The sequence below is a fragment of the Streptomyces sp. HB132 genome, assembly GCF_016909575.1.
Taxonomy (GTDB): domain Bacteria; phylum Actinomycetota; class Actinomycetes; order Streptomycetales; family Streptomycetaceae; genus Streptomyces.
Genome location: NZ_JAFBGA010000008.1, coordinates 375,605 through 389,608, shown reverse-complemented (window position 1 = coordinate 389,608; position 14,004 = coordinate 375,605). Strand labels below are relative to the sequence as shown.

The window sequence follows — 14,004 nt, the reverse complement described above, 5'->3', positions numbered from 1 at the left end:
CCCTGTCCACCCCTTCAGGAGTCCGCCCCGCATGCCGAAGATCAACGCCTCCACCGTCGCCGAGCACCGCGCCCAGCAACGCGAGGCGCTGATCGGGGCGGCGATCGACATCCTGGTCAACGAGGGCGCCGCCGCCGTCACACCGGCGGCGGTCGGCGCCCGCGCGGGCCTGGCCCGCTCCAGCGTCTACCAGTACTTCGACTCCTCGGCAGCCCTCCTGGCCACCATCACGGAGGAAGCCTTCCGGCGCTCGAACGAGGCACTCACCCGCGCCGTAGCCGCCGCGAGCGGCCCACTGGAACGCGTCGAGGCGTTCTTCGGGGAAAGCCTCCGCCTGGGCGCCGAAGGCGCACACCGGCCCGCCGTCGCCCTCATGAACGCCGGCCTTCCTCCGGCCTGCCGGCAGCGGCTGATGGAACTCCACCTGGAGCAGGTCGAACCGTTCCGCGCCGCTGTCCGGGAGCTCGGCGCTCCTGAGCCCGCGCTCACGGCTGACCTGATCGCCGGAATGCTGCACACCGCCTTGGCCGCCGTCGAGAACGGCACCCCCCTCGATACGGTCACGCAGCGCACCCTCGCACTCGTGCGCCGCTGCCTCACTCCGGCCGGCAGCACCGCCCGCGCACAGGAGGAAGGGGCCTGAAGCCCTCGTACCGCCGAAGGATCTCGGCCGACCGGCCTGCACTCGTGGAGTGGGTCACCATGCTGATCATCACCCGTGAGGGAGACCGGCGATCGGCAGGTCGAGTGCGGCAGGATGGATGACCAACGAGGCCCCCGAGCCATGTGATCGAGACGTCAGACATCTCGATCACCAGCCCCGGGGCCTCACTTGTTGCGCTTCACGGCCCATCACTCGGTCGTGGCCGACTCGAAGAGGTTCACTGCGGTCTTTCAGCGCCTCGGGATCACCGCGCATCCGAGTCCGGCTACTGAGGTTCGCGAGGCGGGGTCGATGGGGTGATGGCCAGTTCTGTTGCGGTGGGGCAGCCATCGATGAGACGGGGCCGGAGCTGACTTCTGCTCAGCTCACTGCGGAACTTGCGGTCGAGGTCGTCGGGTGTGGTGAGGAGGTTGTCGGCCATGGCTCTGCGCACGAGTGACCAGACAGCTTCGACGGGATTCAGGTCGGGTGCTGCGGCGGAAGCCGGCGGTGGTGAGCCAGCCGTGTTCGTCCTCGTGCCGCTTCAGCCCGCCGGCATACGGGTGTTGAGGTTCTCCCAGACCACCACGATCGGTTCGTCGAGCTGAATGTGCGCCCCGCACCAGGAGGTCTCGGCAGTCCTGCCAGGAGCAGCTCTTGCGGCCGCCCTTGAGTAGACGCAGGCCCTTCATGCCGCCCTCACGCCAGGCACGGCGCCAGCGTTCCACCGACCGCACACCCACTCGCGAGCCCTCAGCGATCGCCGAGGCCTTCGCACCCGCAGAGAACCGCTGACCGGCCTGAAGCCGGACCTCGTCACGAAACGCCCGACGCTCAACGGTCAGGCCCCCGCCCTCCGAATAGCTCACCCCACTGGCGTACCGCAGAAATCATAAACCGTCACCACCCGACGACGACCCGAAAGCCCCAGTGGGCGGCCCTGTTCCCATTCGTAGATCATTTACGGGAAAGCCCTTAGTCAGGCTCGGAGATCGTTACACTCCACTCCGTGAATACCTGCGACATGTACACGCACATGCCCGACATGTGCGTGGAAAACCCATAACCGCAAAGATAACCAGGGATGAGCGACATGGCACCCCATCAGGAATCCTCCGCTCCGCATCCTGGAATCACAGGCGCAGCAAGTGGACCAGAGCCACCGCGAACGTTCTTCAAGGAAACGGAAAGGGCATGAAAGGCCCCCGCGAACGCCCACACCTGAACAGCGCCCATTTCTTCATTCTGGAGGCGTAGCACCAGTGCCCCTGCGATCGCGCTGGGCCTTCCGAGTCGGAAAGACTGCAGCGCTGCACTGACGCGGAGATCGATCGCACCCACGTCCTCAGCCTCGTCCAGCAAACACCATCCACGGCGCAGAAGGGAACAACTTCCCGTGACTGCTCAGCCCCAACTTCCGCCAGTGGCCCCCGGGGGGCTACCGTTCCTCGGACACGCTCTGTCCCTCGCGGGCGGAAGCTCCCGCCTCCACTTCCTACAAGGGCTGCGCCATATCGGACCCATGGTGCGGATATCTGTGGGACCGAGGCCCTTGATGGTGATCAACGACCCAGACCTCATTCATGAATTGCTCACCGGGCACCTGCCGAAACACCTCGACAAGGGCATCCTCTTTGCGAAACTGAAACTCTTCGGCAAGGATGCCCTGCCCGTGGCGGAAGGCGCAAGACATCTGCAGCGGCGGCGGCTGGTGCAACCCTCCTTGCATCACAAGCAGGTCAGCGGCTATGTCGACTCGATGGTGAAGACCATCGAGCAGACCATTGCGCCCTGGCGTGATGGCGCGACACTGGACCTCAAAACAGAGATGCAGTTGATCACGCAGTCGGTGATCACTGAGACGCTGTTTTCCTCGCACCCGCCACGCGACGCGGCGGGCAAGATCCTCAGGAGCGTCGACACGGTCTTCATGGCCGCCCTCCAGCGTGCTTTCCTTCCTCTGCGACTGCTGGAACGCCTACCGACACCCGGCAACCGCCGGCTCAAGGAGGCCGGCGACATTCTGCGGCGGACGGTAGAAGACATCATCAGTGCACACAGGAGCAGGCCTGACGCCTTCGACGACGTCGTGTCACTGCTCCTGAACCTCACTGATGAAAATGGAGCGCCCCTGGAGGAAGACGACGTCCTGTCCGAGATCACCGGGTTGCTGGCTGCGGGATCCGAGACGACTGCCGTCGTCATGGCGTGGCTGTTCTACGAACTGGCGCGCAACCCCGACCTCGAGAAACGGATGCACAGCGAGATCGACTCCGTACTCAACGGTGCTCCACTCACAGCCGAGCACATACCCCGACTCGCCTTCACCGGGCGACTCGTCACGGAGACTCTGCGTCTGTACTCCCCCGCATGGCTCGTGACTCGGCGGACCACCTCGGATGTGGAGCTGGGCGGCTTCGACCTGCCCGCAGGAACGGACTTGATTTTCAGCCCCTACACACTGCACCGGGATCCCTCCCTGTATCCCGACCCGCAGCTCTTCGACCCCGACCGGTGGCTTCCGGAGCGCGTCCAACCGCCGCCGAACGCCTTCATCCCCTTTGGCGCCGGTAAACGAATGTGCATGGGTGACAGATTCGCGGTGACCGAGGCGATCTCCATCGCCGCAATCGTCGGCTCGCGTTGGCGGCTTCGGCTGGCCCAGGGGCCCGTCGTACGACCAGTTGGAGCCATCACCACTCACCCCTCATGGCTACGTATGGTCGCCGAGACGAGGCGACCGGACGCGTCAGGACTCTGAACCAGAGCCGGCGCGCAGAGCGCGATGCCGCACCCCCTCCCTCCGAGGGTTCCACGACGACGCCACCCGACGCTGCCACTCCCACCTCGGGCGACGATCACCGAGGACGCCATTCACCTCACTTCGGCCCGGGGAGGAGAGGTCGGCGCTGCCCTTGACGAACAGGACGGCGGGGTCGACGGGTACATGCGGCCGACTGCGACGTAGTCGCCGATCGTCAACCGCAGCAGGCCCTGCTCGACCAAGGAGCCGTGCTCGCCTACCAGCTCTTCGAAGCCGTGGGCCGTCACAAATTCCTCGGGGCAGGAGGGCGAGCACGCAGCACGCCCTGACAGCATCGGGGGCAGTTGGGCTCCTCGGCGGTAGCGGTAGTCGTCCCGATGGGGATGTGGCCCACCGGGCGACCGTGCGCGGCGCGGTCAGCGTCCCTTCGCGGCGCGGTCAACGTCCCTTTGCAGAGGGACACGGCTTCGTACGGAACAGACAGCGGGCACTGCTTCCTACGGAGCGGGCTCGTCGCGCCAGGCGCTCAGGGCAAGCCTGGGCCGCGGTCCGCACCTCGACCGAAGCACCTGCCGTCAGGGAGAGGGTCAGCCCCGCTGTCGGACGAAGTGGTCCTCCGCGTCTTCCATCTCACTGCTCATCAGGCTCATCAATGCCTCATGTTTCTCACGCCCGAGGTAGTACGCCCCCGTGTGGTGCGAAAAGAAGAATCGCCCGTTGTCGTCCACGAGTACGGTGGACCCGTCATACGTGTCATACCCCACTGGGAAAAGCCGCCCACCGAGGCTTACGGCGAGTTCGGAGATTTCCTCGGCATCCCCCTTGAATACGAGATGCGGCGTGAAGATCACGAGGTTTTCCGGTGCGGTGTCAATGACGGCGCGGAGGAACGCGTGCTCCCGGATGAAGGCGAGAGCAGACACAGAAGGTTCGATTTCCACACCACAGGAACGATAGCGCTCAACAACGGTGGAAATCACCCTTGCTGACGCCCCTTCCCCGACATCGCGGCCCGGGCACCACCCGGCTTCCGCCAGCCACGCGTCCACTTCTTCGGCCGTGGAAAGAATCGGCACCTGTCCTCGCCTGCCTGCGCCGCACCATCGATCAACGGAAGCGGCGCGACCTGACGCCTCGTCGTGCGCGGGTGTCCCCCGCTACGATCTGTGGCGTGTCCGCCCCTCATCATCCACCTCTGCCGCAGCCGGACGAGCCGGCGCGTGACGGCGATCGCGCAGATTCGGCTCCTGAGCAGCGGGAAAGGCGGTGAGGACTCGAATGAACAGTCTCGTTCATGAAAACGAGGGTGAACAGCCCAAGCCACCACTTCCGCTGGCCGTCGCCCTCGGCATAGTCGCTCTGGTGTTCTGCAGCGCCGCCGCCGCGGTGGTCGGCGCGGTATGGTGGATGGCCGACCGCGCGGAGTCGGATCTGCTCGACCAGGAGATGAACTGCTGCTGGGAAGAGGGAGCGACCCCGGCCTGGATGGGCGGACAGATGGGTATCCGCTTCCCGGAACACGCCTCGGACCGGCGCGCGGGCTACAAGGTCGGGCAGCGCTACGACACGGGACTGCTCTCCTTCGTCCTGCCGAGCGAAGAAGCTCAGACCTATGCGGACCGACTCGTCCCGGACGGCATAGAAATGTTGGGAAACACCCTCGTCGAGGAGAAGGACTACCGTCCGGCTGCCACGTTCACCCATCTCGGGCTGCCGGAGCCGGAGACGTTCTCCCACGATCTGCGGAAGACCGGCCTCTGCCCCGAGGGGCTCGACACCCCCGAAGGCGCACAGCTTCAGCGCTGCATCGACCTGTTCATGCACGAGTTCGAGCCCGGCACGACACGGCTATACATCCGGTCGACCATCGAGCCGTCCGTGACACCGCCGCCGGCGGTCGCCGAGCCGTAGGTCTGCACGACACCCGCCCATCGTGCCCCGCTCCTCGCCCCCACCGGGTCCGACGGCAGGACGTGGGTCACCACGCGAACGGCGCCGACGCGTCGCGAACCGGGTCCTCGGTTCGAGGGTTCTCCCACATCGGCTGCGCGCCAGCCCTGCTGCCGCGCGGAGCCGGTCTACGATCGCGGCGTGCCGACGGCTATCGAGATCGTCAAGCGTCTGGTCATCGGGCGTGCCCGGCGGAGTGAGGAACTGGGTGAGACGCTGCTGCCCAAGCGGCTCGCCCTGCCGATCTTCGCGTCCGACCCGCTGTCCTCCGTGGCCTACGCCACCCAGGAGATCCTGTTGGTCCTCACCCTGGGTGGACTGGCCTACCTGCATTTCACCCCGTGGATCGGGGCCGCCGTCGTCGCGCTGATGACGGTGGTGGTGCTCTCCTACCGGCAGGTCGTCCACGCCTACCCGAGCGGGGGCGGATCGTACGCGGTCGCCTCGGCCAACCTGGGCCCCTCCGCCGGTCTGGTCGTCGGGGCCTCGCTGCTGGTCGACTACGTGATGACCGTGGCGGTCTCCGTCGCCTCCGGGGTGGACAACATCATCTCCGCGCTGCCTTCCCTGGCGGAGTACCGCGTGCTGATGGCGCTCGGCTTCGTGGCCCTGCTCACCGCGCTGAACCTTCGGGGCCTGCGGGAGTCGGGCCGGCTGTTCGCCGCTCCCACCTACCTTTTCATCGGCGGTGTGCTGATCATGATCGGCACCGGGCTGCTGCGTTACGTCCTGGGGGACGCCCCGGTCGCTGAGAGCGCGCGGTACGGCATCACCCCGCAGGCGGGCGACCAGGGTTTGGCGGGGCTCGCGCTGGTGATGCTGGTGCTCCGCGCCTTCTCCAGCGGCTGCACGGCGCTGACGGGCGTGGAGGCGATCTCCAACGGGGTGTCCGCGTTCCGGAAGCCCAAGGCGCGCAACGCCGCCAACACGCTCGCCGCCATGGGTGTCATCGCTGTGGTCCTGTTCGCGGGCGTGACCACACTCGCGATCATCACCGACGTGCACATCGCCGACGACGCGTGCCGGCTGACCGGACTGACCGACTGCGCCGGCCACACCCAGCGCACCGTCATCGCACAGCTCGCCGCGGCCGTGTTCGGCGGTTCGACCACCTTCGGTTTCTACTACATCCAGGCGGTCACGGCCCTGATCCTGATCCTCGCGGCGAACACCGCCTTCAACGGCTTCCCCCTGCTCGCCTCGATCCTCGCCCAGGACAGTTATCTTCCGCGTCAGCTGCACAACCGCGGCGACCGGCTCGTCTTCTCCAACGGCATCATCGCCCTGGCAGTCGTCGCCGGGCTCCTGCTGTACGGCTTCCGGGCCGACGTCTCCAGCCTGATCCACCTCTACATCCTCGGCGTCTTCACCTCCTTCACCCTCTCCCAGACCGGGATGGTCCGGCACTGGAACCGCGGACTGCTCACCGAGACCGACCACGTGCAGCGCCGTCGGCATCACCTGGCGCGGGCGGTCAACTCCACCGGGGCCCTCGTCACCGGGCTGGTTCTGGTCATCGTGCTGGCCACCAAGTTCACCGAGGGGGCGTGGCTGGCCGTCGTCGCCGCGACCGTCCTGTGGCTGATGATGCGGGGCATCCGCCGGCAGTACGACAGGACCTCCGCGGAACTCGCCGTGACCGATCCGCGGCAGGACAGCGTCCCGCCCACGCGGGTCCTGGCCGTCGTGCTCGTCGTCAGGCTCGACCGGCCGACCCTCAGAGCCCTCGCCTACGCCCGCGCCTTCCGGCCCGACCACCTCGAAGCGCTCACCGTCGCGGTCGACCAGGAGTCCCTGGCCGCTCTGCGCAGGCAGTGGAACGAGTTCGACATCCAGGTGCCTCTCCGGGTGCTTCGCTCGCCGTACCGGGAGATCACCAGACCGGCGGTCGAGTACGTGCGCTCGGTCCGCCGTGACGGACCTCATGACGTGATCGCCGTCTTCATCCCGGAGTACGTCGCCGGCCACTGGTGGGAGAACCTCCTCCACAACCAGACCGCCTTCTGGCTCAAGAGCCGTCTGCTCTTCACTCCAGGTGTCACCGTGACCAGCGTCCCCTGGCAGCTCTCCTCCGCAACCGGCACTCGTCGGCCCATCGCCCGTGCCCCCGGCTCGGTCCGCCGCGGAGAGCCTCCGAACGAGGCCGGGCACACCACGGCACACACCTCGTCACGAGGTCCGGGCGCGAAATGAAAGACCCCGGGAGCCCGTCGGCCTCCGGGCGGCGGATTCGTCCACGGAGGTCGGGCGCCGTAACGCGTATGGAGCAGAACACGGAGCGCGCCCCGTCGAGCTGGGAAAAAATTGGACCATGGCAAACGCCCCGATAGTCATCCACTCACCGAGCCCGTCCGGGGGACGGCTCGTCACGGTGCACATCAACGGTCGCGAAGAACGCCTCGGGATCGCGCACAGCGACCAGGAACTCATCGCCTTCCTCGCCGACGCCGGACTCGAGGACCCCGAGCGGGTCCTCGACAGCCGGGCCCTCATCACCTGGGAAGGCACCGCGGCCCACCGGTACACAGCGGCCTGAGCCGACCGGTCCGCAGGAGAGGAGATCAAGGAGGTCGGACGCGCTGACGGTCGGCCCCATGCCGTCCCGGGGCCGACCGTGCGTGCGGGCCGGGCGGGGCGGGCGCGGTCGACACGACGTCGACGGCAGCCGCGGGGCGGGCCGCGGCGAAAAGTGCGCCGGGCTCCCTCGCGAAGCGGACCCGCGATATTGCTCGCGTCGTGGATGACCACCCCGGAGGGTTCGATCCGCGCGCAGCGCGTACTCCCGCCCCGCCGACCGGAACACCATGCCCCACGGAGCCGCACGTCCTGGACGGACGCGCCCTCTACCGGGGCCGGGCGCCTGCGACGTCCGTCGCGGCAGGCACCGGATCGCCGTTGGAGTGGTGACCCCCGGCCACTGAAAATCGGCGCTCCACGAGGCTCGGATCCGATGCCACGGCACCGCCCTCGGCCGTTTCGCCACATACGTCAGCGCCGAAGCCGAGAACGCGCAGGGCCCGTGGCCGGCGCGGGCACGGCCCAACTGCGCCGCCCGCCGGTCCCTTCCCCGGCCCTCCGCGGCTACGGGTGCGTCGGAGCCGGTCCCCGCCCCCGGCGTCCGGCCTGCGCACCACCCGCTGTCACGAGGAACAGTGTCGGGTCCGCTGGAGTGGCCGGGTCCCGGTAGTGCGGAGGCGCCGATCGTGACCATCACCGACGCCGCAGTCGGTGCGGTTCCGCGATGCGCGCGAGCACGCCGAAAGGGTGCACCAGAGGCGAACGGACTCACGCAATTCACCACGTAGTGCACGAGTTCCGCCCCCGCGATGGACGGCACTGCCGCACCGCAGCCGAATGCTTGATTTTGTTCGTAACACCGTTCTTTCGAGCATCTATTGACATGCAACTGGCGTCACGGCCAGAGTCGTCCCCGCCAGTGCTGCCGGTCACGTATCGAGGAGTGTCTCGCCATGCCCGAAATTCCTGCCCTCTCACGCCGTTCGATGCTCGGAGGGACGCTGGCCACAGGAGCCGTCGCGGCCGGCCTCGGCTCGGCCACCGGTGCGGCCGCGGCCACGAGCGGCTCACCGTCGGCAGCGGGGGCGGAAACCGCGGCCCCGGGCCGCCGTCCCGGCCAGAAGTCGATGATCAACGTGCCGTTCGAGGAGTACAGGACCGTCCGGGTCGGTGTGATCGGGCTCGGCAACCGGGGTTCCGGCATGACAACGGGCTGGTCCGTCATCCCCGGCTGCGTCGTCACTGCCGTCTGCGACATCCGCGCCGACCGCGCCAAGCGCACGGCAGACGGCCTGGTGGGCGACGGCAAACCCCGCCCCGCGGAGTACGGCGGATCGGCGGACGCGTACGCCAAGATGCTGCGACGCGACGACATCGACCTCGTCTACATCGCCACGCCCTGGGAGTTCCACTACGAACAGGGCAAGGCCGCACTCCTGTCCGGGAAGCACGTCGTCGTCGAGCTGCCCATCGCGACCGAGGTCGGCGAACTGTGGGATCTCGTGGACACCTCGGAGCGCACCCGCAGGAACCTGATGCTGTCGGAGAACTGCAGCTACGGCCGTAACGAGCTGGCCATGCTCAAGATGGCGCACGAGGGCCTGTTCGGTGACGTCACCAACGGACACGGCGGCTATCTGCACGACCTGCGTGAACTGCTCTTCTCCGACACGTACTACACCGACGCGTGGCGCCGGCGCTGGCACACCCGCAGCACCGCCTCCTTCTACGCCATGCACGGCCTCGCGCCGATCGCCGCCGCCATGGACATCAACCGCGGCGACCGCATGACGACGCTGAAGGCCACCGCGACCGCGCCCAAGGGGCTCGCCGACTACCGGGAACGCTTCGTCCCCAAGTCGCACCCCTCGTGGCGCGAGACCTACATCAACGGCGACCTGGTCAGCTGCGCGATAGAGACGGCCAAGGGCAGGACCATCAGGGCCGAGCACGACGTGAGCTCGCCCCGCCCCTACAGCCGCATCAACTCGCTCGCCGGCAGCCGCGGCATCTTCGAGGACTACGCGGGTACGTCGGCGACCGGTGGACGCATATACGTCGAGCCCGACCACGGTGGCCACTCCTGGCGGGACTTCGACGCGTACCGCAAGGAGTTCGACCACTGGCTGTGGAAGGAGCTCGGCGACGAAGCCGAGAACGGCGGCCACGGCGGCATGGACTACATCCTGCAGTGGCGGACGGTGCAGCTGATGCGCGCGGGGCTGGTCCCCGACATCGACGTGTACGACTCGGCCTCCTGGTGCGCACCGGTCCCCCTGAGTGTCATGTCCCTGAAAAAGGAAGGCCGTCCGGTCTCCGTCCCGGACTTCACCCGGGGCAGCTGGGTCAACCTCCGCTCCGGCCTCGACTCCCGCAGCACGGACATGCCGCCGGTCTCCTGACCCGGCGGCCCGGACCGCCGGTCGCTCAGTCACTCAGTCGCTTTGTCACCCGAAGGAGCAACCAATGAGACCAGCACGACGCATCGGCCGGCTCAGATCCCTGGCGGTGGCGGTCACGGCGGCCGGGGCGACCGCCCTCCTCCCCGTCCAGGCGACGGCCGCCCCCGCCGCGACCACGACCGAGGCCGCCGCACCCGAGGTGAGCATCTCCCCCGTGGACCTCGACGGGCCCGCCATCTCCACCGTGAAGGTCACCGTCAAGAACGCCGGTCCCCAGCGGCTCCGTTCACTCCAGGTCGCGTTCGCCGGGCCGACGGGCTGGGCCGTCCAGCCGGCCGTGCTCAGCGTGGACGGCTCATTCGCGAGCGGCGCCTCGGCCGACGTGTCGTTCCGGATCCAGGTCCCGGAGAAGCGCCCCGGCTTCGTCCTCCGTACGTTCACGGCCACCGCGACCTACAAGGGCGGGGACGGCCGGGGCACGGCAACCGGCACCCGCACCGAACGCGCCGGGGCACCGCAGGCGAGCCTGGCGGCGGCGTACAACAACGTGGCCGTCACCGATGAATCCGACACCGGGCCGGGCGACTACGACGGTGAGGGCAACAGCTTCTCGGCGCAGAAGCTGGCGGCGGTCGGCCTGGCCCGCGGGACGAAGGTCGAAGCCCTGGGAGCCGAGCTGACCTGGCCCGACGTGGCGGCCGGCACCAAGGACAACGTGGCAGCCTCGGGACAGGCGGTGAAGCTCGCGGGGAAGGGCAGCTCACTCGTCTTCCTCGGCTCGGGCGTCACGAGCGGTGCGACGGGCAACGCCAGCGTCTACTACACCGACGGGTCGTCCAGCACCGGGACGTTCGGCTTTCCCAACTGGTCCTTCGACCCGGCGGACGCACACGGAGCGACGCTGGTGAAGTCGACCGACGGGCGCAACCGCCCGGACGGATACGGCAACGCCACGGTGAAGTACCGGGTCTTCGCGAACTCGATCCCGCTGGATCCGGACAGGACGGTCGACTTCGTGGTCCTGCCGGCGAACGCCCACATCCACGTCTTCGACATGGCGACGGCACCGTGACGGCGTAGCTGTCTTGACCCGCTGCGGCGGTGCGGCGCAGTCAGCCGCACCGCCGCAGCGGCTACGGTCGCCGGACCCTCCCCGTCCCTGTGTCCGACATGGTGTACCCATGGACGGTGCCGGGGTAGATCTCGGATGTGTGGTCGACACCGACGGCGCCCAGGGCCCGGTCGAACTCTCTGGGCGGAATCGGACGTCATTTCGCCCTCAGCGAGGCCGAGGTGCGCGACCGGGAGCCGCCTGCGAAAGCCATCGACCGTAGTCCGGTCAAGACGCCCGCCTTGGTGAACACGGCCTCACGCGGCTGTCACGGATGGAAATCAACTACAGCCGCCCGGCACCTCATCATCGTCAGCCTCGGCATGATGTTCTGGGGATGCGAGTCGTAGCGCTTAGCGCTCTACTTGAATTAGCCAAGCGCTAGCAGTCATCGCTTCTGGCATCGAACTCCTCATGGATGGGGCCGACTTCTCCTCACCCTTGCCCATCACGCTTCAACGCTTAGACATTCGAAGTGTTTCCCATGAGGATTTCAATCTCCGAGAACTCTGGAAAGGAAGTGCGTGATGGCTTCAATCAATGGCACCGCGACAGACGCAGGAACGCCCGGCGTCAGAGGCGACAGCGAACAGTGGAATGGTGTTCTCGGGGAAAGCAGAGCCCCGGGCCAGGCAGGTGTCGCGGGCGTGAACAGCCAACTGGGTAATGGCATCTACGGTCGGTCGACAGGCACAGGTGTCTGGGGGCACGGTGAAGCGGGTGTGGACGCCGTCGGGGTCACCGGCGTAAGTGACCACAACGATGGCGTCAGGGGCTGGTCGTCCGAGACCGGAAAATCCGGCATTGCCGGTACTCACACAGGGCAAGGAGGTCACGGCGTATGGGGGGTTGCCGACAAGGGGCGAGGCGTCGTCGGACTGAGCAAGACCAGCACCGGCGTGTACGGCCGATCGGAGGCGGACGAGGGAGTTCGTGGCGAGTCCCTGAATTCCAACCACGGTGGAGTGGTGGGTGTCAGCTTTTCCGTTGGAGGCCACGGCGTTTATGGTACCTGCGACGACGGGACCGGGGTAGTCGCAACGGTCAAGAAGGGTACCGGCTTGTACGCGCACGCGGACAACGGACGAGCTGCACTGCTCGACGGTCACGTCGAAGTCAACGGCAAGCTGAACGTCGCCGGGACGGATGTACTCGACACCCTGCATCAAATGGCAGGCCTCCAGCAGGCAGTATCTGGTCTCCAGCAGCAGATATCGGGCATGCAGCAACAGCTGACCGCTCTACAGAGCAAGCACACAACCGATGTCGAGGGGATCGCTACCAGCTTGATCACCCTCGCGCAGCGGGTCAGTGCTCTCGGCGGCTGACCGGACTCGGTACGGTCGGGGGCCGGCGCGGTAGCTGACGCTCCGTCTACAGCCCCCGACCTCTACAGCGCGACTCTGTCGGGCATCGGAAGATTCGTGGTGCGGCATCAGGGTCAGCGGGCGTGTCCGGGTAGAACCTACCCGGCGTCCGGTCCAGTCGAAGGTCATTCCCCTCGCGGGGACACTTTCGCGCCGGCCTCAGGAACCCAGAACACGCCCGAGCGCGTCCACCGTGGCCTCGATCTCCGCCGCGTGGAACGCGCCCATGTGGCCGATGCGCACCGTGCTCTCCTTCCACTCGCTGCGCCCCGAGGCGACGAGGATCCCGTGGTCCCGCTCCAACGCCCGCCGCACGCAGGACGCCCGTACGCCGTCGGGCAGGTGCACGGCCGTGACCGTGGGGGACGCGCACCAGGCATCGGCGGCCGGTGTCATTCCGCGCTCGAGGAGCGACTGCCGCAAGGTAACGGCTGCGGCACGGTGCCGGTCGAAGACGCGCTCCGGGCCTTCCGCGCTCAGCATGCCGACCGCCGCCCGGAGGCCCTGAAGCACCGTCACCGCCGGTGTGTAGGTGGTCGTACCCTCCTCCACGGCCGCCGCCATGCGCGGGAAGTCGAAGTAGTAGCGTGGCTGTCCGCCCCCGTGGGCGACTCGCAGCGCCCTGTGGCTCGTCGCGATCAGGCTGAGGCCGGGCTGCGCCATCAGCGCCTTCTGGGTGACGGTGACAGCGACGTCGACACCCCAGTCGTCCATGTCGAAGCGCGCCGCGCCGACACTGGAGACGCCGTCGACGAGAATCAGCGCGTCGCTCGACTCCCTTACGGCGAGGCACAGTTCACGCAGGGGAGCGAGAACTCCGGTCGACGTCTCGTTGTGGGTGAGCAGGACCGCCCGCACCGGGCCGGCCGCGCGCAGCGCTCCCACGACGTCCGCCGCCGTCGGAGCGGTGCCCCAGGGGACCTGGTGAACGATGACGTCGGCGCCGTAGCACCGGGCGATCTCGGCGAACCGGTCCCCGAAGTGGCCGGCCGACACGGCCAGCACGCGGTCGCCGGGGGCCACGCAGTTGACGACGGCCGCCTCCATCCCCCCGGTGCCCGAGCAGGTGAACGGCAGAATGGGCGCACCGGTGCCGAAGAACGGGCGCAGCCCGTCCAGTACTTCGGGCAGCAGCGCCCGGAACGCGTCGGAGCGATGGCTGATGACCCCGTGGGCCGAGGCCTCGGTGACTTGCGGCGGCACCGGCAGGGGGCCACTCGTGCGTACGTTGTTCACAGCGGCAGACTCCG

At 67.8% G+C, this 14,004-nt stretch carries 11 protein-coding genes; 8 read left to right on the top strand and 3 right to left on the bottom strand.

All coding sequences use genetic code 11. From position 1 onward, the window contains the following. Nucleotides 1-31: 31 nt before the first annotated feature. Nucleotides 32-643 (top strand): TetR/AcrR family transcriptional regulator, encoded by a 612-nt coding sequence (locus JOC24_RS20315; RefSeq protein ID WP_205021762.1) that lies wholly within the window; start codon nt 32-34, stop codon nt 641-643. 386 nt (nt 644-1,029) lie between these two features. Here JOC24_RS20315 and JOC24_RS34245 read toward each other — a convergent pair whose 3' ends face one another. After that, nucleotides 1,030-1,512: a helix-turn-helix domain-containing protein gene (locus JOC24_RS34245; protein ID WP_374104514.1), complete on the bottom strand. Its 483-nt coding sequence runs from the start codon at nt 1,510-1,512 to the stop codon at nt 1,030-1,032. Between the two features lie 527 nt (nt 1,513-2,039). On the opposite strand from JOC24_RS34245, the gene JOC24_RS20310 reads away from it, so the two are divergent. Further along, nucleotides 2,040-3,404, top strand: a complete 1,365-nt coding sequence (locus JOC24_RS20310; RefSeq protein WP_205021761.1) for a cytochrome P450 — start codon at nt 2,040-2,042, stop codon at nt 3,402-3,404. A 590-nt stretch (nt 3,405-3,994) separates the two neighbouring features. Here JOC24_RS20310 and JOC24_RS20305 read toward each other — a convergent pair. After that, complete coding sequence (locus JOC24_RS20305; RefSeq protein WP_205021760.1) at nt 3,995-4,483, bottom strand: SUKH-3 domain-containing protein; 489 nt, start codon at nt 4,481-4,483, stop codon at nt 3,995-3,997. 202 nt (nt 4,484-4,685) lie between these two features. On the opposite strand from JOC24_RS20305, the gene JOC24_RS20300 reads away from it, so the two are divergent. The 6 genes from JOC24_RS20300 (at nt 4,686) to JOC24_RS20275 (ending at nt 12,715) form a co-directional block, all read left to right on the top strand. After that, complete coding sequence (locus JOC24_RS20300) at nt 4,686-5,318, top strand: hypothetical protein (protein WP_205021759.1); 633 nt, start codon at nt 4,686-4,688, stop codon at nt 5,316-5,318. A gap of 180 nt (nt 5,319-5,498) precedes the next feature. Beyond that, on the top strand, nt 5,499-7,550 hold the full coding sequence (locus JOC24_RS20295) for an APC family permease (RefSeq protein ID WP_307792737.1): 2,052 nt from the start codon (nt 5,499-5,501) through the stop codon (nt 7,548-7,550). Between the two features lie 118 nt (nt 7,551-7,668). Further along, complete coding sequence (locus tag JOC24_RS20290) at nt 7,669-7,893, top strand: hypothetical protein (protein WP_205021758.1); 225 nt, start codon at nt 7,669-7,671, stop codon at nt 7,891-7,893. Between the two features lie 934 nt (nt 7,894-8,827). After that, nucleotides 8,828-10,276 carry a Gfo/Idh/MocA family protein gene (locus JOC24_RS20285; protein ID WP_205021757.1) on the top strand — a complete coding sequence of 483 codons (1,449 nt, stop codon included), beginning with the start codon at nt 8,828-8,830 and terminating at the stop codon, nt 10,274-10,276. A 64-nt stretch (nt 10,277-10,340) separates the two neighbouring features. After that, nucleotides 10,341-11,348: an NEW3 domain-containing protein gene (locus JOC24_RS20280; protein ID WP_205021756.1), complete on the top strand. Its 1,008-nt coding sequence runs from the start codon at nt 10,341-10,343 to the stop codon at nt 11,346-11,348. Between the two features lie 566 nt (nt 11,349-11,914). Beyond that, nucleotides 11,915-12,715, top strand: coding sequence for a hypothetical protein (locus tag JOC24_RS20275; RefSeq protein ID WP_205021755.1), 801 nt, complete (start codon nt 11,915-11,917; stop codon nt 12,713-12,715). A gap of 198 nt (nt 12,716-12,913) precedes the next feature. Here the strand turns inward: JOC24_RS20275 and JOC24_RS20270 are convergent, their stop codons facing one another. After that, the gene (locus tag JOC24_RS20270) at nt 12,914-13,990 is read right to left on the bottom strand and encodes a pyridoxal-phosphate-dependent aminotransferase family protein (protein ID WP_205021754.1); all 1,077 of its coding nucleotides are present in this window, start codon (nt 13,988-13,990) and stop codon (nt 12,914-12,916) included. Between the last annotated feature and the right edge of the window lie 14 nt (nt 13,991-14,004).

What these genes read in the sequence shown, in the direction of transcription:
- JOC24_RS20290 (WP_205021758.1), top strand. Translation starts at nt 7,669, where the DNA reads ATGGCAAACGCCCCGATAGTCATCCACTCACCGAGCCCGTCCGGGGGA.
- JOC24_RS20280 (WP_205021756.1), top strand. Translation starts at nt 10,341, where the DNA reads ATGAGACCAGCACGACGCATCGGCCGGCTCAGATCCCTGGCGGTGGCG.
- JOC24_RS20315 (WP_205021762.1), top strand. Translation starts at nt 32, where the DNA reads ATGCCGAAGATCAACGCCTCCACCGTCGCCGAGCACCGCGCCCAGCAA.
- JOC24_RS20300 (WP_205021759.1), top strand. Translation starts at nt 4,686, where the DNA reads ATGAACAGTCTCGTTCATGAAAACGAGGGTGAACAGCCCAAGCCACCA.
- JOC24_RS20285 (WP_205021757.1), top strand. Translation starts at nt 8,828, where the DNA reads ATGCCCGAAATTCCTGCCCTCTCACGCCGTTCGATGCTCGGAGGGACG.
- JOC24_RS20275 (WP_205021755.1), top strand. Translation starts at nt 11,915, where the DNA reads ATGGCTTCAATCAATGGCACCGCGACAGACGCAGGAACGCCCGGCGTC.